At 69.7% G+C, this 22,913-nt stretch carries 24 protein-coding genes and 2 pseudogenes; 15 read left to right on the plus strand and 11 right to left on the minus strand.

Annotated features, from left to right (window positions below; translation table 11 throughout):
* Positions 1–56 precede the first annotated feature (56 nt).
* Together ACFWDI_RS01520 and ACFWDI_RS01525 are read left to right on the plus strand one after the other, a co-directional pair.
* Positions 57–362 carry a hypothetical protein gene (locus ACFWDI_RS01520; RefSeq protein ID WP_385300660.1) on the plus strand — a complete coding sequence of 102 codons (306 nt, stop codon included), beginning with the start codon at positions 57–59 and terminating at the stop codon, positions 360–362.
* A 207-nt stretch (positions 363–569) separates the two neighbouring features.
* The gene (locus ACFWDI_RS01525) at positions 570–1,019 is read left to right on the plus strand and encodes an NUDIX hydrolase (RefSeq protein ID WP_385300661.1); all 450 of its coding nucleotides are present in this window, start codon (positions 570–572) and stop codon (positions 1,017–1,019) included.
* Positions 1,020–1,111: 92 nt separating this feature from the next.
* Here ACFWDI_RS01525 and ACFWDI_RS01530 read toward each other — a convergent pair whose 3' ends face one another.
* Positions 1,112–4,420, minus strand: a complete 3,309-nt coding sequence (locus ACFWDI_RS01530) for a S41 family peptidase (RefSeq protein ID WP_385300662.1) — start codon at positions 4,418–4,420, stop codon at positions 1,112–1,114.
* Positions 4,421–4,588: 168 nt separating this feature from the next.
* On the opposite strand from ACFWDI_RS01530, the gene ACFWDI_RS01535 reads away from it, so the two are divergent.
* Positions 4,589–5,161 (plus strand): TetR/AcrR family transcriptional regulator, encoded by a 573-nt coding sequence (locus ACFWDI_RS01535; protein ID WP_327324154.1) that lies wholly within the window; start codon positions 4,589–4,591, stop codon positions 5,159–5,161.
* 132 nt (positions 5,162–5,293) lie between these two features.
* A complete protein-coding gene (locus ACFWDI_RS01540; protein WP_385300664.1) occupies positions 5,294–7,459 on the plus strand; it encodes an MMPL family transporter in 2,166 nt (721 codons plus the stop codon).
* A gap of 120 nt (positions 7,460–7,579) precedes the next feature.
* Here ACFWDI_RS01540 and ACFWDI_RS01545 read toward each other — a convergent pair whose 3' ends face one another.
* Positions 7,580–7,927, minus strand: a complete 348-nt coding sequence (locus ACFWDI_RS01545; RefSeq protein WP_385300665.1) for an SsgA family sporulation/cell division regulator — start codon at positions 7,925–7,927, stop codon at positions 7,580–7,582.
* Between the two features lie 155 nt (positions 7,928–8,082).
* Here ACFWDI_RS01545 and ACFWDI_RS01550 point away from each other — a divergent pair, with 155 nt between their 5' ends.
* From ACFWDI_RS01550 to ACFWDI_RS01580, 7 genes are all read left to right on the plus strand, one after another.
* Positions 8,083–9,162: an energy-coupling factor ABC transporter permease gene (locus ACFWDI_RS01550; RefSeq protein ID WP_385300666.1), complete on the plus strand. Its 1,080-nt coding sequence runs from the start codon at positions 8,083–8,085 to the stop codon at positions 9,160–9,162.
* A 1-nt stretch (position 9,163) separates the two neighbouring features.
* Positions 9,164–9,925 carry a cobalt ECF transporter T component CbiQ gene (gene cbiQ / locus ACFWDI_RS01555; RefSeq protein ID WP_385300667.1) on the plus strand — a complete coding sequence of 254 codons (762 nt, stop codon included), beginning with the start codon at positions 9,164–9,166 and terminating at the stop codon, positions 9,923–9,925.
* Complete coding sequence (locus ACFWDI_RS01560; RefSeq protein WP_385300668.1) at positions 9,922–10,713, plus strand: energy-coupling factor ABC transporter ATP-binding protein; 792 nt, start codon at positions 9,922–9,924, stop codon at positions 10,711–10,713. The genes cbiQ and ACFWDI_RS01560 overlap by 4 nt, the downstream gene beginning before the upstream one ends.
* Positions 10,710–11,186 carry a MarR family winged helix-turn-helix transcriptional regulator gene (locus ACFWDI_RS01565; protein WP_385300669.1) on the plus strand — a complete coding sequence of 159 codons (477 nt, stop codon included), beginning with the start codon at positions 10,710–10,712 and terminating at the stop codon, positions 11,184–11,186. The genes ACFWDI_RS01560 and ACFWDI_RS01565 overlap by 4 nt, the downstream gene beginning before the upstream one ends.
* 108 nt (positions 11,187–11,294) lie before the next feature.
* Entirely contained in the window at positions 11,295–11,699 is a 405-nt protein-coding gene (locus ACFWDI_RS01570; RefSeq protein WP_327328360.1) for an organic hydroperoxide resistance protein, read from the plus strand.
* A gap of 86 nt (positions 11,700–11,785) precedes the next feature.
* Positions 11,786–12,976, plus strand: coding sequence for a serine hydrolase domain-containing protein (locus tag ACFWDI_RS01575; RefSeq protein ID WP_385300670.1), 1,191 nt, complete (start codon positions 11,786–11,788; stop codon positions 12,974–12,976).
* Entirely contained in the window at positions 12,973–13,755 is a 783-nt protein-coding gene (locus tag ACFWDI_RS01580; protein ID WP_385300671.1) for an SDR family NAD(P)-dependent oxidoreductase, read from the plus strand. Before ACFWDI_RS01575 ends, ACFWDI_RS01580 begins: the two co-directional genes overlap by 4 nt.
* A 97-nt stretch (positions 13,756–13,852) precedes the next feature.
* On the opposite strand, the gene ACFWDI_RS01585 is transcribed toward ACFWDI_RS01580, so the two are convergent.
* From ACFWDI_RS01585 to ACFWDI_RS01600, 4 genes and pseudogenes are all read right to left on the minus strand, one after another.
* On the minus strand, positions 13,853–14,287 hold the full coding sequence (locus ACFWDI_RS01585) for a VOC family protein (RefSeq protein ID WP_385300672.1): 435 nt from the start codon (positions 14,285–14,287) through the stop codon (positions 13,853–13,855).
* 20 nt (positions 14,288–14,307) lie between these two features.
* Positions 14,308–15,075, minus strand: coding sequence for a DUF817 domain-containing protein (locus tag ACFWDI_RS01590; protein WP_385300673.1), 768 nt, complete (start codon positions 15,073–15,075; stop codon positions 14,308–14,310).
* Between the two features lie 39 nt (positions 15,076–15,114).
* A pseudogene (locus ACFWDI_RS01595) lies at positions 15,115–15,243 on the minus strand (EamA family transporter); the annotation flags it as partial.
* A gap of 267 nt (positions 15,244–15,510) precedes the next feature.
* Positions 15,511–15,867, minus strand: a complete 357-nt coding sequence (locus tag ACFWDI_RS01600; protein WP_385300675.1) for a hypothetical protein — start codon at positions 15,865–15,867, stop codon at positions 15,511–15,513.
* Between the two features lie 187 nt (positions 15,868–16,054).
* On the opposite strand from ACFWDI_RS01600, the pseudogene ACFWDI_RS01605 reads away from it, so the two are divergent.
* A pseudogene (locus ACFWDI_RS01605) lies at positions 16,055–16,565 on the plus strand (transposase); the annotation flags it as partial.
* A gap of 345 nt (positions 16,566–16,910) precedes the next feature.
* On the opposite strand, the gene ACFWDI_RS01610 reads toward ACFWDI_RS01605, so the two are convergent.
* The 4 genes from ACFWDI_RS01610 to ACFWDI_RS01625 form a co-directional block, all read right to left on the minus strand.
* On the minus strand, positions 16,911–17,762 hold the full coding sequence (locus ACFWDI_RS01610) for an EamA family transporter (protein ID WP_385300676.1): 852 nt from the start codon (positions 17,760–17,762) through the stop codon (positions 16,911–16,913).
* Positions 17,759–18,247 carry a YbaK/EbsC family protein gene (locus ACFWDI_RS01615; protein ID WP_385300677.1) on the minus strand — a complete coding sequence of 163 codons (489 nt, stop codon included), beginning with the start codon at positions 18,245–18,247 and terminating at the stop codon, positions 17,759–17,761. The genes ACFWDI_RS01610 and ACFWDI_RS01615 overlap by 4 nt, the downstream gene beginning before the upstream one ends.
* 94 nt (positions 18,248–18,341) lie before the next feature.
* A complete protein-coding gene (locus ACFWDI_RS01620; RefSeq protein WP_385300678.1) occupies positions 18,342–19,991 on the minus strand; it encodes a penicillin-binding transpeptidase domain-containing protein in 1,650 nt (549 codons plus the stop codon).
* A gap of 282 nt (positions 19,992–20,273) precedes the next feature.
* Positions 20,274–20,642 (minus strand): ATP-binding protein, encoded by a 369-nt coding sequence (locus ACFWDI_RS01625; RefSeq protein ID WP_385300832.1) that lies wholly within the window; start codon positions 20,640–20,642, stop codon positions 20,274–20,276.
* A gap of 118 nt (positions 20,643–20,760) precedes the next feature.
* Between ACFWDI_RS01625 and ACFWDI_RS01630 the strand changes: the two genes are divergently transcribed.
* The 3 genes from ACFWDI_RS01630 to ACFWDI_RS01640 all read left to right on the plus strand — a co-directional run bounded on the left by ACFWDI_RS01630 (position 20,761) and on the right by ACFWDI_RS01640 (position 22,302).
* On the plus strand, positions 20,761–21,639 hold the full coding sequence (locus ACFWDI_RS01630; protein ID WP_385300679.1) for a helix-turn-helix domain-containing protein: 879 nt from the start codon (positions 20,761–20,763) through the stop codon (positions 21,637–21,639).
* The gene (locus ACFWDI_RS01635; protein ID WP_385300680.1) at positions 21,636–21,845 is read left to right on the plus strand and encodes a DUF397 domain-containing protein; all 210 of its coding nucleotides are present in this window, start codon (positions 21,636–21,638) and stop codon (positions 21,843–21,845) included. The genes ACFWDI_RS01630 and ACFWDI_RS01635 overlap by 4 nt, the downstream gene beginning before the upstream one ends.
* Positions 21,846–21,906: 61 nt before the next feature.
* Positions 21,907–22,302, plus strand: a complete 396-nt coding sequence (locus ACFWDI_RS01640; RefSeq protein ID WP_385300681.1) for a hypothetical protein — start codon at positions 21,907–21,909, stop codon at positions 22,300–22,302.
* 148 nt (positions 22,303–22,450) lie between these two features.
* On the opposite strand, the gene ACFWDI_RS01645 is transcribed toward ACFWDI_RS01640, so the two are convergent.
* Complete coding sequence (locus ACFWDI_RS01645; protein ID WP_385300682.1) at positions 22,451–22,891, minus strand: hypothetical protein; 441 nt, start codon at positions 22,889–22,891, stop codon at positions 22,451–22,453.
* Between the last annotated feature and the right edge of the window lie 22 nt (positions 22,892–22,913).

Consider the following 22,913-nt stretch of genomic DNA (forward strand, 5'->3'; position numbering starts at 1 on the left):
CCCAGGGGGCGTAACAGCCCCCGACCCCCCTCACACCCTTCTAGGAGTGAATCTTCATGGGCATGAAGGACCAGTTCCAGGACAAGGCCTCGAAGCTCGAAGAGCAGGCGAAGCAGACCAAGCGGCAGGCGAAGCGACAGACCAGCGGTGCGAAGGACCAGGCGCCGGAGCGTGGGTCGCAGCCGCAGCGTGGTACTCAGCCGCAGCGTGGTTCGCAGCCGCAGCGTGGTACTCAGCCGCAGCGTGGTTCGCAGCCGCGGGAGGAATCCTCGGAGCGGATTTCGCGTGGCCGGGACCAGGACATGACCAGTAAGGCCATGCGGGACGCCGAGGACAAGTTCCACCAGGACTACGACATCTGACGCGAGCGCTTGCGCTGTGCCGCGTGGATGAGGGGCGCACCCGTGACGACGGGTGCGCCCCTTCCGCGTACGCGGCGCAGCGCTGTCCCCGCCCGCCTTTGCGTTGGGGCATGGGGTCACCCCATGCCTCGGTGGGGGTGGCAACCCGTCGTCATGAACGTGCCGTTCGCGGCGATGGTGCGCTGGTGACCGATACTCTCGCCAGGCATGAGCGACGACATCCAAGCCCGCGGGCCCGTCCGCGACGCCTCCGTTGTGGTGGCCCGGGACGCCGACGGCATGGTGGCCGTGCTGAGTGCTGACTTCCCCCGCCACGGCGGCGAGTACCTGTTCCTGCCGGGCGGTCGGAGAGAAGACGGCGAGACGGCCGAGCAGTGTGCGCGCCGCGAGTTGCGGGAGGAGGCGGGCATCACCGCTGGGACATGGCGGCCGCTCGGCTCGTACGCCATCACCCTCGACTCGACGGCGCGGGTGCATCTCTTCGAGGCCCAGTATCTGACGTGCGGGCCGCAGGAACTCACCGCGACCGAGGATGATTTCAAGCTCTCCTGGTGGCTCATGCCTGACGCGATCAACGCGGCGTCGCAGGGCCGCTTCCTGCTCCCGGCCGGGCCGCTTGCTTTGGTTCTCGCCGACAGGTCGTCTCAGGGTCAGTGACTCCCGCCCTCAGTCCGCGACGGCTCCAGCATCGAGGGTGGTACGCGGCGCAGTTGCGGTGAGCGGCGCGTACCCCAAGGCTCAACGCTCCCTCACGCCCCCCGCGGTGGGAGCTTCGGGCGGCGCAGGTCCGGGGCGTTCTCGTAGCCGGGAGGCTCCGCCGGGGGGTGTGTCTTCAGCAGGTCCAGGCAGAGGCCGATCGCGTCGTCCATCTGGGCATGGCGGCCCTCCGCCCAGTCCAGTGGAGTGCGCAGCGCGTCCAGGTCCGGCTCCACGCCGTGGTTCTCGATCGACCAGTCGTACTCGTTGAACCAGGCCGCGTTCATCGGGACCGTGATCACCGTGCCGTCCACCAGGCGGTGGCGGCCCGTCATGCCGACCACCCCGCCCCAGGTCCGGCTGCCCACCACCGGGCCCAGGCCCAGGAGTTTGAACGCCGCCGTGATCATGTCGCCGTCCGAGGACGTCGCCTCGTCCGCCAGCGCGACGATCGGACCGCGCGGCGCATTGGAGGCGTACGACACGGGCTGGGCGTTGCGCGTCAGGTCCCAGCCCACGATCTTCCTGGTCAGCTTCTCCACCACCAGTTCGCTGATGTGGCCGCCGGCATTGCCCCGTACATCCACGATCAGTGCCGGCCGGGACACCTCGAGGCGCAGATCGCGGTTGAACTGCGCCCAGCCCGAGCCGCCCATGTCCGGGATGTGCAGGTAGCCGCATTTGCCGCCGCTCAACTCCCGTACGACCTCACGGCGTTTGGCCACCCAGTCCTGGTACCGCAGCGGCCGCTCGTCCACCAGCGGGATCACCGCCACCCGGCGCGAAGGACCCTCGCCCTCCGGCGGCTGGAAGGTCAGCTCGACCGTCGTGCCGCCCGCCGCCGCGAGCATCGGGTACGGACCGGCCACCGGATTCACCGGGCGGCCGTCGACATGCGTGAGGATCGCGCCCTCGCGGATACCCGTACCGGCCAGCGGCGATCGCGCCTTGGAGTCCGACGATTCGCCGGGCAGGATCCTGGCGAGCATCCAACTCCCGTCCCGGCAGACCAGATTCACGCCCAGCAGACCTATCGGCCGCTGGTAGTGCGGCGGCCCCTCGTTCCGCCGGGCCGGTGTGACGTACGCATGGGACGTACCCAGCTCGCCGAGCACCTCGCGCAGCAGATCCGCGAACTCGTCGGGCGAGGCGACCCGTTCGACCAGCGGACGGTACTGCTCCAGCACCGCGTCCCAGTCGATGCCGCACATCCCCGGCTCCCAGAAGTACGCGCGGATGATGCGGCCCGCCTCGCCGTACGCCTGGCGCCATTCGGACGGCGGATCGACATCGTGCAGGATCCGGCGCAGGTCCAGATAGACCGTCGAGTCGCTGTCGCCCGACTCCGTGGCCGGGACGGCCCGCAGCTCACTTTCGTCCACGACCACCAGTCTGCTGCCGTCGCCGCTCACCCCGAACCAGTCGAGATGGCCGACCAGTTCGGTCTTGCGGGCCTTGATGATGTCGAAGTGCTCGAGCGTGGGACGTCCGGAGGTGTCCGCCGGATTGGCGAAGGTCTCGCCGAGCGCGCCCGAGATCGGCCAGCGCAGCCAGACAAGTCCGCCACCGCTGACCGGATGGAGCGCGGAGTACTTGGAGGCCGTCACGGGGAAGGGCGTCACCCGGCTCTCCAGGCCCTCGATCTCGACCATCACCGCCGTACTGTCCTCGGAGTCGACCAGCGGGTCGAGTCCGCCGGCCGCGGGCCGTCCGTCCGGCGACAGCGCGAACGGCGACGGCGTCGCGGAGGACAGCGGTACGAGATAGGGGCGGCAGCCCAGCGGGAAGGACAGGTCCCCGGTGTGCACGTCGTACACCGGGTCGAAGCCCCGCCAGGAGAGGAAGGCGAGATAGCGGCCGTCCCTGGTGAAGACCGGATTCTCGTCCTCGAAGCGGCCGTTGGTGACGTCGACGATCGTACGGTCGGTGATCCGGGCCATCTTGATCTGCCGCAGCGAGCGGCCGATGCCCGGGTGCGACCAGGTCAGCCACGTACCGTCCGGTGAGAACGACAGGTCCCGCACCGGCCCGTTGGTGGAGTGGATCAGCTCCGTCACCGCTCCGCTCCCGGAGCTCTCGGCCGGGGAGGTGTCTCCGGAGCCTTCGGCCGTGGAGGTGCCCCCGGACTCCTCCGTGGCGTCGATCAGCAGCAGCCGCCCGTCGTGCGAGGCGATCGCGATCCGCTCACCGAGGGGGTCCGACACCAGCTCATGGACGCGGCCCAACTCGCCGGAGGCCAGCCGCCGCGGCTCCCGGCCCCCGCTCGCCCGTGGCAGATACGAGATCTCGATGGCGTCGGCACCGTCCGCGTCCGTGACATAGGCGACCTGGCCCGCGCTGCCGAGCATCTCCGGCATCCGTACCCGTACGCCTGGGGTGTCCGCGATCGTGCGGGCGGGACCGTCGCGGTGCGTGAGCCAGTACAGGCTGCCGCGTACGTTGACGGCGCTGGCCCGTCCCGTCTCGTCGACCGAGATCGCGTCGACGTGGCTGGCGGCCGGCACCTGGTAGCTGCGGCGTCCGGCGCGCGGGCCGCCGAGCCGTACCTCCAGCTTGCGCGGCACCGCGCCCGGGTCCGTCAGATCGTCGGCGATCCACAGTTCGCCCGCGCACTGGTAGACGACTCTGCGACCGTCGCTCGAGGCGTGCCGCGCATAGAAGGCGTCATGGTCGGTGTGGCGAAGGAGATCGGTTCCGTCGGGCAGACAGGAGTAGAGATTGCCGACGCCTTCGTGGTCGGAGAGGAAGGCGATCCGCCCCGAGACGAACATCGGACAGTCCAGATGGCCGTTGAGGTCGGCGAGCAGCCGCTTGCCGTGCAGCCACAGTCGGCCCGTCGCTCCGCCCCGGTACCGCTTCCAGGCGGCCGGTTCGTGCGGCGGCTTGCCGGTGAGGAGCAGCGAGCGGTGCTCTTCCTCGATGTCCGCGACCTGGAGGTCGGAGACCGGGCCCCAGGGCAGTCGTCGGCCGGGGGAGCCGTCGGTGGCCACCTTGTAGGCCCAGGAGAAGTAGGAGAAGGGCTGGCTGTGCGAGGAGACGGCCAGGATGTTGCCGTCCGGGTCCCAGCCGCAGACCCGGGTGTCGGCGGAGCCCCAGTAGGTCAGCCGGCTTGCCGGTCCGCCGGCGACCGGTGCGAGATGGATCTCCGGGTCGAGGCTGCGCCAGGTCGTGTACGCGATATGGCGGCCGTCCGGGGAGAAGCGCGGATGACCGACTCTGGTCCGGTCGACGGTGAGCCGCCAGGCCCGTTCCGGCCGGTGCCCCTCCGGCACCAGGGGCGCGACCCAGAGATCATCCTCGGCGGCGAAGCACAGCAAGTCGTCGTACAGATGCGGGAAACGGAGATACGCGACGTCACTCACCCTTCAATGCTTTCCGTGCCGGGTGGGTGCGGCAACTTGTGGGAGGGGGTGAACCCTCTTCGGATTCGTGACCGACACCACATGCGAAACGATTTCGTTTCGCTGAGGGGCTTGGTTATCGTGGAGCTGTACGAAACCGTTTCGTTCGCATGTGACAGGAGGTCGGCCATGACGCGCACCCGGCTCACGCCTGAGCGCGAGGCGGAGCTGTACGAAGCCGTCCTCGACCTGTTGCGCGAAGTCGGCTACGACGCCCTGACGATGGACGCCGTCGCCGCCAGGACCCGGTCCAGCAAGGCCACGCTCTACCGCCAGTGGCGGAGCAAGCCGGAGCTGGTGGCCAGGGCGCTGCGGCACAACAAGCCGGTGAGCGTCGCCGATATCGACACCGGCACCCTGCGCGGTGACTTCCAGGCGATGCTCGACCGCACCGACGACTGTCAGATGGAGAAGGACTCCGCGCTGATGCGGGGTCTGGCCCAGGCCATCCATGGAAACCCCGATCTCCACCAGGCCCTGCGGGAACTGCTGATCGAGCCCGAGATCACCGGACTCGACACGCTGTTGCGGCGGGCCGTGGAAAGGGGCGAGGTCAGGGTGGACAACCCCGCACTCGACTTCGTCCCGCACATGCTGGTCGGCGCTTTCGTCGCCCGGCAGCTGATCGAGGACCGGACCCCCGACCGGACCTTCCTCACCGACTACCTCGACGCCGTGTTCTTCCCCGCGCTCGGCGTCTGACCCGCAGACCTCCCCGCACCACCGGCTCCACCCTCCCCGCACCACCGGCTCCACCTTCCTGACGCGCGCCGCTCTCGTCGTCGGGCCGGCTCCCCATGCCCTGTTCACCCCACTCAACGGGAGTACGCCCTCGTGGCCACGTTTCTCTACAAACTCGGGCGGTCCGCCTTCCGGCGCCGCCGCCTCGTCGCCCTGTTGTGGGTGGCGCTGCTGGCACTCGCCGGGGTCGGCGCGGCCTCCGCGTCCACCGCCACCTCCTCGTCCTTCTCCATACCGGGCACGGAGGCGCAGAAGGCCTTCGACCTGCTGGAAAAGCGCTTCCCCGGGGCCAGCCCCGACGGCGCGACCGCCCGCGTCGTCTTCCAGGCGCCCGACGGCCGGAAGATGACCGAGCCGGCCAACAAAGCCGAGGTGAACAAGGCGGTCGCGGAGCTGAAGTCCGGCTCCGGCCAGATCGCCTCCGTCACCGACCCGTACGGCGTCAAGGCTGTCTCCAAGGACGGCAGGACGGCGTACGTGTCGGTCTCGTACAAGGTCAGCTCGATGGAGCTGACCAAGGAGACCCGTAAGGCGCTCGAGGAGACCGGCACCGAGGCGCGTGACGCCGGGCTGACGGTGGAGATCGGCGGCGACGCGCTGCAGGCCGTCCCGGAGACCGGGGCCGGCGAGATCATCGGCGTCGGCATCGCCGCGGTGGTGCTCGTGATCACCTTCGGCTCGCTGGTCGCCGCCGGACTTCCGCTGCTCACCGCGATCATCGGCGTCGGCATCGGGATCTCCACGATCACCGCGCTGGCGAACGTCCTGGACCTGGGCTCCACCACCTCCACGCTGGCGACGATGATCGGCCTCGCGGTCGGCATCGACTACGCGCTCTTCATCGTCTCCCGCTACCGCGCCGAGCTGGCCGAGGGCCGCGATCGCGAGGAGGCGGCAGGCAGGGCCGTCGGCACCGCGGGCTCCGCGGTCGTCTTCGCGGGCCTGACCGTGGTCATCGCGCTCGTCGGCCTCGCCGTCGTCAATATCCCGATGCTCAGCAAGATGGGCTTCGCCGCGGCCGGCACGGTCGTGATCGCGGTCCTCATCGCGCTCACCCTCATCCCGGCGCTGCTCGGCTTCGCGGGCAAGCGGGTACTCGGCCGCAAGGCCCGCAAGGGCCGGCCGGTCAGCGACAAGCCGAACATGGGCACCCGCTGGGCGCGCTTCGTGATCCGTCGGCCGGTCGCCGTGCTGCTGGTCGGTGTCGTGGGCCTCGGTGCCATGGCCGTACCGGCCGCGTCGCTGGAGATGGGTCTGCCGGACGACGGTGCGCAGCCGGTCAGCACCACCCAGCGCAAGGCGTACGACCTGCTGTCCGACGGCTTCGGCCCCGGCTTCAACGGTCCGCTGCTGGTGGTCGTCGACGGCGACAAGGCCGCGGCCGACCGTACGGTCAAGGAGATCAAGGGCCTCGACGGCGTCGTGGCCGTCACCCCGCCGGCGTTCAACAAGGCCGGCGACACCGCGATGGTCACGGTCGTACCGAAGGACCGGCCGTCCTCGGCCGAGACCGAGGACCTCGTCCACTCCATCCGGGCCGGCAGCGGCGACGACGTGCTGGTCACCGGCGCCACCGCGATGAACATCGACTTCTCGCAGAAGATGAACGACGCGCTGGTGCCCTATCTCGCGCTCGTCGTCGGTCTCGCCTTCCTGCTGCTGATGGTGGTCTTCCGCTCGGTGCTGGTACCGCTGAAGGCGGCACTCGGCTTCCTGCTCTCCGTCGTCGCGGCGCTGGGCGCGGTCGTCGCCGTCTTCCAGTGGGGCTGGCTCGGCTCGCTCTTCGGCGTCGAGCAGACCGGCCCGATCATGTCGATGATGCCGATCTTCATGGTGGGCGTCGTCTTCGGTCTCGCCATGGACTACGAGGTCTTCCTGGTCACGCGGATGCGTGAGGCGTACGTCCACGGCGAGCGGCCCGGCGAGGCGATCGTCACCGGCTTCAAGCACGGGGCCCGGGTGGTCACCGCAGCCGCGGTGATCATGATGGCGGTCTTCTCGGGCTTCATCGGCTCCAGCGAGCAGATGGTGAAGATGATCGGCTTCGGTCTCGCGATCGCGGTCCTCTTCGACGCCTTCGTGGTCCGGATGGCGATCGTGCCCGCGGTGCTCGCGCTGCTCGGCCACAAGGCGTGGTGGCTGCCGCGCTGGCTGGACCGGGTGCTGCCCAATGTGGACGTGGAGGGCGAGAAGCTGCACAAGGAGCTCGCCGACAGTCCCGAGGACCCGGACGAGGAGCGCGCGTTGGCGCGCGTCTGAATCAGGCTCTCTCAGAGAGCGCAAAGCCCCGGGGGCGCCGCTTGAGCGGAGCGTGCGTCCCCGGCAGCGCGTCGGCACCGTGGGGACGGGGGCCGCCGCGGAACCCGGTGGCCGTGCCCGTCAAGCTGTGGTGGCGGGTGCGGCCACCGCGTATGTGTGCCGCAGAAAGCGGATCAGCGACGTGGTGTCGAACTGCACCACCGCTACACCGTCCGGGGTATGGAACTCCACTATCGTCTGGACCCGGCCGCAGGGCCAGACCTCGATGTCGCCGAGGCGGGCGGGTGAGCGGAGCCCCGTCTCCAGCAGTGCGCGGGGGAAGGTCCAGTCGCGGCCGCTGGGGAAGGCGAAAGACACCGCATCCGGGTGCTCCACAGGCTCGTAGCGCAGTGCGACGCGGACGGAGCGGAACTGTGGAGCATCGGTGACGATTCGGGCCCGTGCATGATCTTCGACGGCTGGGGTCATTGGCCGGCTCCTCACACTCGCCCGATATGCCCTCTAATGTCCCATATTTTGGGCCGAAGGCGCCAGTTCATTTGTGACAGACCCGCTCTTGCAACTGATGTGCAATAGGGCACTATCATTGAACACTTATTCATCTGTCCGAAGCGGAGTCGTCCATGCATGTCCCCGACGGATTCATCAACGCACCTGTGTCGGTGGCCGCCGGAGTCGTTGCCGCCGGTGCCGTTGCCGTCAGCCTGCGCGGCGCCCGCCGTGAGCTCGGGGGTACCTCCCATGCCGAAGGCCATGGGGGAGAGCGCACCGCGCCGCTGGCCGGCCTGGTCGCCGCCTTCATCTTCGCCGTACAGATGCTGAACTTCCCCGTCGCGGCCGGCACCAGCGGACATCTGCTCGGCGGCGCGCTCGCGGCCATCCTGGTCGGTCCGTACACAGGTGTGCTCTGCATATCCGTCGTCCTGCTGATGCAGGGCATCCTCTTCGCGGACGGCGGCCTCACCGCCCTCGGCGTGAACATCACCGTCATGGGCGTGGTCACGGTCGTCGTCGCCTACGCGCTCTTCCGCGGCCTGGTCACGGTGCTGCCGCGGAAGCGCCGCTCGGTCACCGTCGCCTCCTTCGCCGCCGCGCTGATCTCCGTACCGGCCGCGGCCTGCGTCTTCACCGCGATCTACGCGATCGGCGGGACCACCGACGTCGCCGTCGGCAAGGTGCTGACCGCGATGGTCGGTGTCCATGTCCTGATCGGCGTCGGCGAGGCCGTGATCACGATGCTGACGGTCGGCGCCGTCGTCGCCGTACGCCCGGACCTGGTGTACGGAGCCCGGGGCCTGGCCGCTCCGCTGAAGCTGCGTGTCGGCGGCGAGCTGGTCGACGCCCCCGCCGCCCGGCCGGTCCCGGCCGCCGCCCGCTCGCCGCGCGTGGTCTGGGCGACCGGCCTGGTCACCGCCCTCGTCCTCGCGGGCTTTGTCTCCTTCTACGCCTCCGCCAGCCCCGACGGCCTGGAGAAGGTCGCCGCCGACAAGGGCATCGACAAGAACGTCGAGGAGCACGCCGCCAAGGACTCCCCGCTCGCCGACTACGGCGTCAAGGACATCGCCGACGCCCGGATCTCGGGCGGCCTCGCGGGCGTGATCGGCGTCGGCGTCACGGTCGTCGCGGGCACCGGCATCTTCTGGTCCGTGCGCCGCCGCCACACGACGGACGCCGCGCCCACCCACGTACCGGAATCGGTCTGACATGGGCGCGGGCCACACCCACAAGCTCTACCGGCACGGGCACTCTCCGGTCCACGACCTGCCTCCGCACTGCAAGCTCGCCGCCGTCTTCTGCTTCGTGCTGGTGGTGGTCTCCACGCCGCGCGAGGCGGTCTGGGCCTTCGGGCTGTACGCGGTGCTGCTCGCCGCGGTCGCCTCCCTGGCGCGCATCCCCGTCGGATTTCTGCTGCGCCGGCTGCTCATCGAGATCCCGTTCGTGGCCTTCGCGGTCCTCATGCCGTTCGTGGTCCCGGGCGAGCAGGTGTCCGTACTCGGCATCTCGCTGAGCGTCCCCGGCCTGTGGGGCGCCTGGAACGTCCTCGCCAAGGGCACGCTCGGCGTCGCCGCCTCCGTGATCCTGGCCTCGACGACCGAGCTGCGCTCCCTGCTGCTCGGCCTGCAGCGGCTCAAGCTGCCGCCGATGCTGGTCCAGATCGCGTCCTTCATGATCCGTTACGGCGATGTCATCACCGACGAGATGCGCCGTATGTCGATCGCGCGCAGGTCACGCGGGTTCGAGGCGCGCGGCGTGCGCCACTGGGGCGTCCTCGGCAAGTCCGCGGGCGCGCTCTTCATCCGCTCCTACGAGCGCGGCGAGCGGGTTCATCTGGCGATGGTGAGCCGGGGATACGCCGGGACCATGCCGGTCATCGACGAGGTGACCGCGACCCGTGCGCAGTGGACCGGTGCCGCCGCACTCCCGCTGACCGCCCTCGCGGTCTGTCTGCTTGGCTGGACCCTATGACCGCGCCCTTGTCGTCCACGTCGTCCACGTCCTCCGCATCGTCCTTGTCCTTGGAAGTCTCCGGCCTCGCCTACGCCTACCCCGACGGCCACCAGGCACTGTTCGGCGTCGACCTCACGGTCGGACGCGGCGAGCGCGTCGCCCTGCTCGGCCCCAACGGCGCGGGCAAGACCACGCTCGTGCTGCATCTCAACGGCATCCTGGCGGGCGGCGTGGGCTCGGTGTCGGTCGCGGGCCTGCCGGTCGCCAAGGCGAACCTCGCCGAGATCCGCCGCCGGGTCGGCATCGTCTTCCAGGACCCGGACGACCAGCTGTTCATGCCGACGGTCCGCGAGGACGTGGCCTTCGGCCCGGCGGCGGCGGGCATGCGCGGTGCGGAGCTGGAGGCCCGGGTCGTCTCGGCCCTGACGCAGGTCGGCATGGCCCCGTTCGCGGACCGGCCGCCGCACCATCTCTCCTTCGGCCAGCGCCGCCGTGTCGCGGTCGCCACGGTGCTGGCGATGGAGCCGGAGATCCTGGTCCTCGACGAGCCCTCGTCCAACCTCGACCCGGCCTCGCGCCGCGAACTGGCCGACATCCTGCGGTCGTTGGACGTCACCGTACTGATGGTCACGCACGACCTTCCGTATGCGCTGGAGCTCTGCCCGCGCTCGGTGATCCTCAGCGAAGGCGTGATCGCGGCGGACGGGCGTACGCAGGACCTGCTGGGCGACGAGGAGCTGATGCGGGCGCACCGCCTGGAGCTCCCGTTCGGTTTCGACCCGAAGTCCGTGACAATGGGCTCGTGAACGAGGAAACGAGCGGAACGGCGGCGGCATCGCTGCTCCTTGACGACCAGCTGTGCTTCGCGCTGTACGCGGCCCAGCGCGCGGTGACGGCCGTCTACCGACCGCTCCTCGACGAACTGGGCCTGACCTACCCGCAGTACCTGACGATGCTGGTGCTGTGGGAGCGGGGGGAGATCCCGGTCAAGGAGCTCGGTGCCGCGCTGCGGCTCGACTACGGCACTCTCTCGCCGCTGCTCAAGCGGCTGGAGGCGGCGGGTCTGGTGCGGCGTGAACGCTCGGCCGCCGACGAGCGTTCGGTACGGCTGGTGCTCACCGACCAGGGCGAGGCGCTGCGTTCACGCGCCGAGCGGGTGCCGGCCCGGCTGCTGCTGAGCACCGGTCTCGAGGCGCCGGAGATCGCGCGGTTGCGCGGTGAACTGCACGAGCTGACACGGCGGGTCGCGGTGGCGACGGATTCGGCTACCCCCGAGTAACACCGCGTCAATGCCCTTCGATACATTGTGCGCAATGTACTTATCGCCTTGCGATCAACTCGGGGACGCACAGTGAGCGACCGCGCCGACGCCCGGCCGACAAAGATCATGTACGTGGCGGAGGCCACCGCGCACGGCGGCCGGGACGGCTATGTGACCAGCCATGACGGGCAGCTCGAGCTGCGCGTCGCGATGCCGCGGGCCCTCGGCGGCGACGGTCAGGGCACCAACCCGGAGCAACTCTTCGCAGCCGGCTACAGCTCCTGTTTCCACAACGCACTCGTCCTGGTCGGCCGCAGGGCGGGCGTGGACCTGACCGGATCCACGGTCGCCGCGAAGGTGGGGATCGGCCCCAACGAGGCGCAGGGGTACGGGCTCGCGGTCGCGCTCAATGTCTCGCTGCCGCTGGTCGACCAGGAGCTTGCCGCAGACCTGGTGACGGCGGCGCACCAGGTCTGCCCGTACTCCAACGCGACCCGCGGCAACATCGACGTCTCGATCATGCTGAGCTGACCCTGCCCGATCCGTGCTGAGCCGACCGGTCCGTGCTGAGCCGACCCGCGAGTCGGGTGGTCCGGACCACCCTGCACCATGGGGGGATGAGCGGCAGCGGGAGAGCAGGCGCGGTGGACGTCCGGGGCACGGTGGCAGAAGGCTTCGAGCCGGTTCACGACGCCTTCATACGCAACTTCGAGCAGCGCGGCGAGTGCGGCGCGGCCGTCGCTGTCTACCGGGACGGGCGCAAGGTCGTCGATCTGTGGGCGGGCAGCCGCGACGTGGACGGTCATGCGCCGTGGGCCGTGGACACCGCACAGGTCGTCCGCTCCGCCACCAAGGGCGTCGCGGCGGCCGTGGTGCTCCTGCTCCACCAGCGCGGCCAGATCGACCTGGACGCCCCGGTCGGCACGTACTGGCCGGAGTTCAAGGCGGCCGGCAAGGAGCGCGTGGTCGTACGCCAGCTCCTCTCGCACCGCGCCGGGCTGCCCGTCCTCGACCGCCCGCTCACCCCGGCCGAGGCCGCGGACGGCGCGAGCGGCCCGGCCGCGCTCGCCGCACAGCGCCCCGCCTGGGAGCCCGGCACGGACCACGGCTACCACGCGCAGACCTACAGCTGGCTGCTCGGCGAACTGGTGCGCCGGGTCACCGGCAGGACCATCGGCCGCTGGGTCGCCGAGGAGATCGCCCGCCCGCTCGGCCTGGACTTCTGGATCGGGCTGCCGCAGGAGGAGGCCCACCGGGTCGGCCGGATCGGCGCCGTCGACGAGCCGCCCACGGCGGACGGCGGCGGCCTCAAACTGCGCCCCAAGCGCGCGGTCTCCGAGGCCTACGCCAACCCCGAGTCGCTCAGCCGCCGCGCCTTCGGAGTGATCGACCCGCTTCCGGACGAGAACGATCCGCTGTACCGCGCCGCCGAACTCCCCGCATCCAACGGCATATCCACCGCCCGCGCGCTGGCCCGCTTCTACGCGGCGACGATCGGTGTGGTCGACGGCGGACCACGGCTCTTCGCCCCGGCCACCGTGACCCTCGCCCGCACCGAGGAGTCCGTCGGCCCGGACCGCGTTCTGGTCGTGGCCACCCGCTTCGGCCTCGGCTTCATGCTGCACGGCCCGGCCTGCCCCCTGCTCGGCCCCAGCTCCTTCGGCCACCCGGGGCGCGGTGGCTCGCTCGGCTTCGCCGACCCGGAGTCGGGCATCGCGCTCGGCTACGTAACCAACGGCATGCGCAAGGGAGTTACGGCCGATCCGCGGGCCCAGGCGCTGATCAGGGCGGTACGTTCAGCGCTATGAGCAGCGCTATGACACGTTTCGAGGGTTACGGCGTACTGATCACGGGCGCGGCGCGCGGTATCGGTGAGGCGACCGCCCGTCGGCTCGCCTCCGAAGGCGCCCGCGTCCTGGTCACCGACGTGGACGCGGAACACGCCGCGAAGACGGCCGGGTCCATCCCCGGGGCCGACTCCTTCGGCTGCGACGTGGGCGACCGTACGGCGGTCGAAGCGGCCGTCGCGTACGCCGTCGAACGCTTCGGCACCCTCGACGTCCTGGTCAACAACGCGTTCTCGTGCAGCCCCGACACCCCGCTCGTCGAGGACCAGTCGGACGATTCCTGGCACCGGGACCTGGACACCAGCCTGACCGGCGCCTTCCGGTGCGCCCGCGCCGCACTGCCCCATCTCGCCGCCGCGGGCGGCCGGGGCGCGATCGTCAACATCGGCTCCGTCAACAGCGAGCAGGACTTCGGCAACCACGCCTACAGCGCGGCCAAGGCGGGCCTCGCCTCGCTGACCCGCACCCTGGCCGGCGACGCTGCCCCGCGCGGCGTCCGCGTCAACCAGGTCAACCCGGGCACGGTCCGTACGCCCTCCTGGTCGGGCCGCGAGGCGAGCCTTGACGCGCTGAGCCGCATCTACCCGCTGGGACGGGTCGGAGAGCCGGAGGACATCGCGGCGGCGGTGGCGTTCCTGGCCTCGCGCGACGCGGCCTGGATCACGGGCACGACGCTGCGGGTGGACGGCGGACTGCTCGCGGTGAACACGTCGTTCGGGCAGATCATCGCCCGGGAATGACCCGGTGGCCCCCGAGCCGGTCCCTCGGCGGGTCCTTGGCGGGTCCTTCGGCCGGATCCCTAGGCGGGTCCCTCGGCCGGATCCCTAGGCCGGATAGCTAGGCCTGGCCCGCGGCGACGCAGAACTCATTGCCCTCCGGATCGGCCATCACGATGTGGTGCCCGTCGACCTCCTCCCGGACCGTCCCGCCCGCCTTCACCAGCCGTTCGGACTCGGCCCGGATCCTGGCCCACCGCTCATCGGGACTGCCGTGGCCCGGCACCCGGATGTCGATATGGAGCCGGTTCTTCGCCGTCTTCGGCTCGGGGACCTTGAGGATGGAGAGCCGGGGGCCGACGCCGTCGGGATCGCACAGCCACGCCCCGTCGTCCTCGGAGTCGTCCTCCGGCAGGTCGAACTGCGCGAGCCACTCCTCGCGGGTCTTGAACGGAGCGGGCGGGGGCTCGTCCACATATCCCAGCGCCAGCTTCCAGAACTCCGCGAGCAGCTGCGCGTCCGCGCAGTCGAGGGTCAAATCGATTCTGGCTGCCATGACTGGACCGTACTGCCCGCCTATGACAATCGGGGTGCCGCGCGGCGCTGCCCGGCCGCCAGCACGAAGGTGACGCTGATCAGCAGCGCCCATGCCCCGAACTTCGCCACGGACACCGGCTGCCAGCCGCTCAGCTGGTCCGGATAGCTCCAGGCGCCCGCGTACGTCGCGATGTTCTCCGCGACCCAGAGGAAGAACCCGATGAGAACGAACGACAGAGCGAGCGGCATACGGTGCTCCTGCGCCCCCACCCGGTAGTGCACCCAGGTCCCGGCGGTCGCCAACAGCAGCGTCGCGGCCAGTGCCCAGCGGAGGTCGGGCAGCCAGTGATGGCTGAAGAAGTTCAGATAGACGGCACCGGCCAGCACCGCCATGATCCGGGGCCGGTAGCCGTCCAGGCGCAGCTCGAACAAGTGCCAGGCGCGGCAGACGTAACTGCCCACGGCCGCGTAGAGAAAGCCCCCGTACAGCGGCACACCCGCGACCTTCGTCAGCGCCTCCTCCGGATAACTCCAGGACCCCATCCGCACCTTGACCAGTTCGAAGAGCAGCCCGATGAGATGGCAGCCGGTGATCACAGCCGTGTCGCGTGCACTGTCCCAGCCGAGTTTCCTGGCCGCCACCGCGAGCAGGATCCCGTAGATCAGCACGAGGTCGTAGCGCGCGACGGGCAGTGCGGGCAGTAGGCCCGAGACGGCGATGCCGCCGACGAGCGCGACGGCGAAGGCGCAGCAGCGGGCCTGCAACAGGCCGAAGCGGAGCAGCTGACGTATTCGGTGCGTGATCATCCCCATGCCGGGTGGGACGCCCGCAGCACCTCTTGCGGTTCAGCCCGCCCGCAGCATCAGTCCGATGCCCACCACCATCAGTCCCGCCGCCGCGATCCTCGGCGCACCGAACCGTTCCTTGAAGAAGAGCGCTCCGATCGCCGCGCCCACGATGATCGAGGTCAAGCGTTGCTGAAGCAGTAATTACTCCGGCCGCTGGCGTGGGCTGTCGTGCATCGCGAGTGATCCCGTGCGTGCGCCACGACCGCACAACGTGCTGAGGACCTTGAATGGCCAACTCGCACCATGGGCAACGATGCTGCTGGTGGCCTTTCGGTGCTGTTGCTGTCCGCCGGCAAACGGTGCCGTAGAGGCGGACAACCGGAACACGACGGAGACCTGCCCGCGTTCCGGTTGCTCCTCCGTCCGCACCGACGTGGATCGGTCGGAGCAGCGTCAGCCGTTCTTCACCTTGGCGCAGATGGCGTAGACGGTCAGGTCGACGGGAGTGGCGGCGTCAAGCGCGGCACCCACCCAGCCGCTACCGTTCGCAGCGGGGTAACTGCTCCGGACAACGACGGAATCGAGGCTGTTCACCCGGACGCCGCCACCGAAGACCTTCCATCCGGACGGGCACCAGACCGTGTGCTCTTCACCGCTGGGCGACTCCGGGAAGTCCTTCTGGACGATCTTGTACTTCAAGCCGCCGCCCTGATCGCCATCCCCGCCCGACTGCGCGTGGGCCGTGAGGCTCGTGCCCATCAGGGCCGCCGCCGTCAGTGCACAGACGCCGAATATGCGCGCGATACGCATGGATTCCTCCACTAGCTGCTGATGATCCGATTTGGATCATTTGTCACCCTAGCTGCGTGTGCACGCACCTGCTGAGTCCTCGTAGTACGAACGGAGCAACCCCCGCAGGGGCGGGCAACCGAGGAACCGCTTGCGCAGTCCCCGCACACGGCTGACGCACTCGCGGGAAGCCGGGCCGGCGCACCCGCGCGGGACCGGGCATGATCCGGGCCGGATCGCCACCGACCTGGCGGTGATGTTCGCCGATGGCGGCGAGGCCCTTGCGGATCTGGCCGTACAGCGGGACTAGGCAGGGGTGTTCGGTTCGGTCGCCTCGACACCGACGGCTTGGCGGCTGCTCGCCGACACCGATGAGAGGGCGCTGTCCTCTCTGCGCTCGGCCCGTGCCCAAGCCCGGAAGGTCGCCTGGCTGCAGGGCGCCGAGCAAGGCGAGGGCACTCCCGCAGCCCGGGCCGCGGGACGCATTCTGCCCGGGCTGGTCCTGGACCTCGACGCCACGCTGGTCACCGGCCACTCGGAAAAGGAACAGGCCGCACCGACCTATGAGGGCGGCTTCGGCTTCCATCCGCTGCTGTGTTTTTCTCGCGAACACCGGCGAGGCCGTGTCCGGCCGACTGCGGCCCGGCAACTCCGGAGCCAACACTGCCGCCGATCACATTGCGGTGCTGGACGGCGGACTGCTCGCGGTGAACACGGCCTTCATGCAGGCCGTCGAGGGCGACTGAGCTGTTACGCCGAACCGGCCGCGACGCAGAACTCGTTCTGCAGGACAACACTCCGGACGCAAGGAAGTCACTTGACCTGCTGATCAGGTCCGTCGGACAGGCCGCAGACGTACCAGTCGAATCGGTTGCCGTCCGCATCCGGAACTTGTTTGTCGTAGCTGAAGCCCGACCGTCGCGCGACCGCTGCCGACCCGGGGTTCTCCGGATCCACCTGGATGACTCGGCTTGTTCGTTGTGGCCGGCTTCGGCGCGGAGGCCGTGGCCTACTGGAGAACTCGAACGTCTGGGAGGGGAACACCCCGCGCGGTTCGGTGATCGTCAACTCGCCCGCAGCATCAGACCGATGCCCACCACCATCAGCCCCGCCGCCGCGATCCTCGGACCGCCGAACTTCTCCTTGAAGAACACCGCCCCGATTGCCGCGCCCACGATGATCGACGACTCGCGCAGTGCCGCGATCGGAGCGAGCGGCGCCTTGGTCTGCGCCCACAGCACCAGTCCGTAGGCCGATACCGAAAGCAGTGCGCCGAGGAGCCCGCGGGCCGCGTACGGGCGCAGCTGGGCGAGCAGGCCGCCCCGGTGGACGTACAGCGTGTATGCCGGGATCAGCGCCCCCTCCAGGATCATCAGCCAGGCGATATAGCCGAGGGGCGTGCCCGAGGCGCGTACGCCGACACCGTCGACCACCGTGTACGCGGCGATGGACAGACCGGTCGCCAGCGCGGCCAGCAGCGCCGGCCAGTGCGGATGGGCCTCCGAGCCCCTGATGCCCCACAGGGCCACGCCCACCAGTCCCGCCGAGGCGATCGCCACGCCCGCCAACTGCCAGCCGTTGAGGCTCTCGCCGACGAACAGCGCCGCGAGTACGGTCACCACCAGCGGCGCGGTACCCCGGGCGATGGGATACATCTGGCCAAAGTCGCCCAGAGTGAACGACCGCATCAGCAGAGCCTGGTAGCCGATGTGGAGCAGCGCGGAGGCGATCAGATACGGCCAGGCGGCGGCCTCGGGCAGCGGGGAGAAGCAGGCGAGCACGGCCCCGATCACCGTGCCGCCGCCGGCGATCAGTGTGAAGGCGACCAGCTGATCTCTGATGGTGTGGGCGAGGGCATTCCACGAGGCATGCGTGACCGCGGCTATCAGGACCGCCGTGGCGACGAGAACCGTCACGCCGTGCGCTCGCGCACGTCCACGACCGCGCCGCCCGCGTGCGCGATCAGCGTCTTGGGATCGAGCGGGAAGACCGCGTGCGGGGTCCCGGCCGCTGCCCACACCACGTCGTGGTCGAGCAGGGCGCGGTCGGCCAGCACCCGGGTCCTGGTGGCGTGCCCGAAGGGCGGTACGCCGCCGATCGCGTAGCCGGTGGTCTCCCGGACGAGATCGGCGTTCGCGCGCTTGACGGACTCGGCGCCCAGCTCCTCCCGTACGCGCTCGACGTCCACCCGAGAGGAGCCGTCCATCAGCACCAGGACCGGCACTCCATCCGCCTCGAAGATCAGCGACTTGACGATCTCGCTGACGTCACAGCCGATCGCGGCGGCCGCTTCGGCGGCGGTGCGGGTCGCGTCGGGGAAGCGACGGACCGGGACCTCGAGTCCCAGCTCGCGCAGAGCCTCGGCGAAACGGGGGTGCGCGTCGGTGTGGTGAGTGCTCATGGCCCGCACGCTAGCGGTAGCTGTACGGGCCATGCGAGCTGCTTTTCCGGTCGGCCGGCGGATCAGGCCGCCTGTTCTCTCGTCGGACGGCGGATCAGCGGGCCTGCAGCACCGAGGCGACCACCGGGCCTGCCGCGTCGCCGCCGTGCCCGCCGGACTGTACGACCGCGGCCGCCGCCAGATCGTCGGCGTATCCGGTGAACCAGCTGTTGGACTTGCCCTGACCGTCGACTTCCGCCGAGCCGGTCTTGGCGCCCTTCTCGCCGCGGACCCCGGCCATCGCGGCCTGGCCCGTGCCGTACTGCGCGGTGGCGCTCATCATCTCGCGCAGCGCCCTCGCGATGGAGCCGGGCAGTGGCTGCGCGGTGGCCAGTTCACGGTGGTCGAGGGCCTGCGGGACGATCACCGGCTGGTGGAAGCCGCCGCTCTTCGCGGTGGCGGTGATGGACGCCATGTTGAGCGCGTTCATCGTGACCTTGCCCTGTCCGATGTACGAGGCCGCGGTCTCCGCACCCGCCGACTCGGGCACACTGCCGTCGACGGTGGCGATGCCCGTCTGCCAGTCGAGGCCGATGCCGAAGTACTTGCGTGCGGTCTCGCCCAGCGCGGTGCCGGCGATGTTCTTCTCGGTGAGGGGCTTGATCGCCTTGATGAAGGCGGTGTTGCAGGAGCGGCGGAAGCTGTCCTTGAGAGTGCCGTTCTTGATCTCGAACTTCTTGAGATTCTCGAACGTCACGCCCTCCCACGAAACGGTCTGCGGACACTCCACCTTGGCGCCGGGGCCCCGGACGATTCCGTTGTCCATCAACATCGTCGCGCTCACGATCTTCATCGTGGATCCGGGCGCCTGCGCGCCCTGCACCGCCGCGTTGAAGCCGCTCGCCGGGTTGTTGGCGATCGCCCGGATCTCACCCGTACTCGGTTTCACCGCGACGACCGAAGCCTGCGCGTACTTCTTCACCGCCTGCTCGGCGGCTGCCTGCACATCCGCGTCCAAGGTGGTGGTGAGCTTGCCCTCTTTGCCCTTGGTCAGGGTCAGCAGGGTCTGGTCGGGCGTGGAGGCGTTCGCGGACGAGATGACCAGCTCCACACCGGCGGTGCCGCCCGCGTCCTTGCCGTACTTCTTGCGCAGGCTGTCCAGGACGGGCCCGAGCGACGGGTACTTCTCCTTCGTCAGCTCCCGGTCACGGCTGTCGACGGCCTTGATCGGCGGGGCCGAGGCCTGGTCCGTCTTGAGACTGGTGCCCTTCGTCAGCTTTGGGTGAACCACGGTCGGCGCCCAGTCGACGAGCGGCCTGCCGGTGGTCTGCCCCCGCACCACGGTCAGCTCGGAGGCGTACGACCAGGGCTTGCTCTGCCCCTCGAACGTCACCGTCGCCTTGACGGTGAACGGCACCTTCGCGCCGACCGGCGTACCGGGAGTGATCACGGCGGCGGAGACACGCGCCTGATCGCGGTACCCGGCGAGCAACGGCTCGGCTTCGGCGGCGTTGTTGGTCAACTGCGCCGCTTCCGGAGCGTTGCCCCCGGCCCACGCCGCCAGGAAGTCCTTGGCGGTCTCGCTGATCTCGTCCGCGCTGGGCGGCCCGGTCTTCCTCGGCGCCGACGCGGTCTTGGCGTCGGTCCCGCTCTTGCCGCCATTGCCGGTCAGCCCGCTGTACAGGTTGTAGCCGCCGTAGCCCACGCCACCGGCGACCACCAGAAACACGCCGCCGACCACGGCGACTCTTGCTCCACTGCGCATTGCTGCGGTCCCCTCCCCCAGGAGCACATCTCCTTGACTGTGCCTATTGGAAAGCGTGTTCAAGAAGATGCATCGCGTGCACTCTACGGGACAGGAGTGACGGGGGCGGTGGCCGTTATCGGACCGCGACGATCGGGCCGGGAGCCGCGACGACCAGGGCGGGATCAGTCCGGCTTTCGGTGTGCGAGGTCCGGCAGGCGCGGCAGTCTCCCGGTTCCGCGGCGCACGCCGTCGGGCGGGAGACCGGCGGTCAAGGCGTGCCGTACGGCGGCGGCGCTGGCGTCATCTCGGACGCCCCGAACTTTCCGGCACGAGGTCCAGCTCGGCCCACACCGTCTTGCGCGGGACGGGCCCCGGTGTGACGCCCCAGCGATCGGCCAGCGCCTCGACGAGCAGCAGCCCGCGCCCTGACTCGCTGTCCGAGGAGGGCGGTTGGGCGTGAAGGCTCGGGAGGCGATCACCCCGCGTGTCGGTCACCTCGATCCGGAGCGCGCTGTCGCCTTCCGTCGTACGGAGGTCGAGGAGGAAGTCCCGGCCGGGCAGTCGGCCGTGCGTGGCCGCGTTCGCGGCGAGCTCGGCGACGAGGTGTTCGGCGTTCGCGACAACCCCGTACGGCAGGTCCCAGTCGCTCAGGTGCGCACCGGTGAGCAGGCGGGCGAGGAATGCGTACGGTGACTGTCGGGAGCTTGTCCGGCGCTGTCCGGGCTGTCCGGAGAGGGCGTACGGGTAGGGGCGTCCGGATACGGCGGTACGGGCGGAGGTGGCACGGGTGCGGGGGCAGGCGGACGGCACAGAGCGGCCCAGGGGCGAAGCGGACGAGCCCGGTTGGGAGGTTGACCCGGAGGACGAGTCGGGCGCGGCGGTCGTCGCGACGGTGGGGCGCCAACTGCGGCTGCGCCGCGAGGCGGCGGGGATGCGGGCGGCCGAGTTCGGGGTGGCGATCGGGTACGGGGAGGACCTGGTCTACAAGGTCGAGGCGGGCAAGCGGATTCCGCGCCAGGAGTATCTGGACAGGGCGGACGAGGTGCTGGGCGCGGGCGGTCTGATCGCCGCGATGAAGAAGGACGTGGCGGAGGTTCGGTACCCGAAGAAGGTGCGGGACCTGGCGCGCATGGAAGCGCGGGCGGTCGAGATCGGGGTGTATGCCAATCACAGCGTCCACGGGTTACTGCAGACGGAGGCGTACGCGAGAGCCCTGTTCGAGATGCGGCAGCCGGCCTACCCGCAGGACGAGGTGGAGCGCGGAGTGGTCGCACGCATGGCCCGGCGGTCGATCTTCGACCGGGTGCCTCCTCCTTCACTCAGTTTCGTCCAGGAGGAGGTGACGATGCGCCGCCCGATCGGAGGCACAATGGTGTGGCGCCAACAGCTCGAACGTCTGTTGGAGGTGGGCAAGTTGCGTAACGTCTCGCTCCAGGTAATGCCGACCGACCGTGAGATCCACGCCGGGATCGACGGCGTGATCGAGGTGCTGAAGTTCGGAGACGGTACGGCCGTGGGCAGGTCCGAGGGAGCGTTTGCGGCCCGCCCTGTCTCGGATCCGAGGCACCTCCGAATCCTTGAGCTGCGCTATGGCATGATCCGCGCCCAGGCTCTCACCCCACGGGAGTCTCTGGCCTTCATCGAGCAAGTGCTGGGAGAAACATGATCCGCAAGACTTCTGCCGGGGATGCCTCCAAGCTGGACTGGTTCAAGAGCAGTTACAGCGACAGCAGCAGTGGCAGCGAGTGCATCGAGGTGGCGACCACCCCGGGCACGGTGCACGTCCGCGACTCCAAGGACGCCCAGGGCCCGCAGTTCACCGTCAGGGCCGCGGCCTGGACGGACTTCGTGTCGTACGCCTCCCGGTGCTGACCTCTCAACTGCCCTCTCCCTGCTCTCGGTTGGTCGTGGTGCCGGTCAGTAGGGTGCGGGGATGACAGAGGTGGGGAAGGTCGGCCGGGCACCAAGACCCGTCGCTGATTTTCAGGGCGTGTACGACCTCCTGGAGGAGGTGCGGCTGCGCCCGGGGATGTGGGTCCGTCGTAGCTCGCTGCAGCATCTGGACTCCATGCTGACCGGGTATTGGGTCGCCTTGCAGGTTCACGGTGTCGAGGAGCAGTTCGACTTCTGGCGTACCGGCCCCTTCGCCGAGTGGTTGTGGAAGCGGCTGGGCATGTCGTATTCCAGTGCGCTGGGCTGGGCGGTCGAGATCGAGCGTGCGGCGGAGGCGGCAGGCAGGCCCGCGATGGAGATGTTCTTCGATCTGCTGGACGAGTTCCGCGCCGAAGGCGACGAGGCCGCGCAAGGGTCGTCCGCTGCTGATGGGTGATCGTTGATTCCCCCCGCCTATCACCACCTTGCGCCTGTAGGGCCTTGCTCCCGCAGTTGGAGCCGTGCAGGAGTATGCCGACGAGCTGTGTCTCTCCCACAGCTTCGGCAGTTCGGTCACCGTTGCGGCAGCTGGAACGGCTCTTTCGCTACCAGGCCGATCGCGGATCTTGGCGTTCTGCCGAGAGGCGTGCCGGCACGGTGCTGCCTGCGTCCGTCCGCCACAGATAGCCCGGGCTCGGCGGGTGGCCATCGGTCGGCGGCGCCGGATCGTAGAACCGCTGGGTGTGCGGGAGTGGTACCTCGACCAGTGCGCCGTCGTAAAGTATCCACAGGCCGAAGCAGTCGTCCTCCTCGTCATGGATCAGCACCTGCACCTTCCGGGGGTCGGGCCACGGAAGCGACTCCAGGTGCTTCAGCAGTCCGGAGCGCGGCCTCATCCGGTCGAACTCGATGACCCACCCGCCGACGAAGAGGTCGAGAGGCTCGAACTGACCCCGCCAGGTACGCGACTCGTCAGGCCGAGTCAGCGGTTCCATGACCTCGTCCGCGTCCATCGCCAACACGATGACCTGCGCGATTCTGCTCATGCCGGAGTATCAGGCCAGGCCA

This window comes from Streptomyces sp. NPDC060064, assembly GCF_042736455.1.
GTDB lineage: Bacteria > Actinomycetota > Actinomycetes > Streptomycetales > Streptomycetaceae > Streptomyces.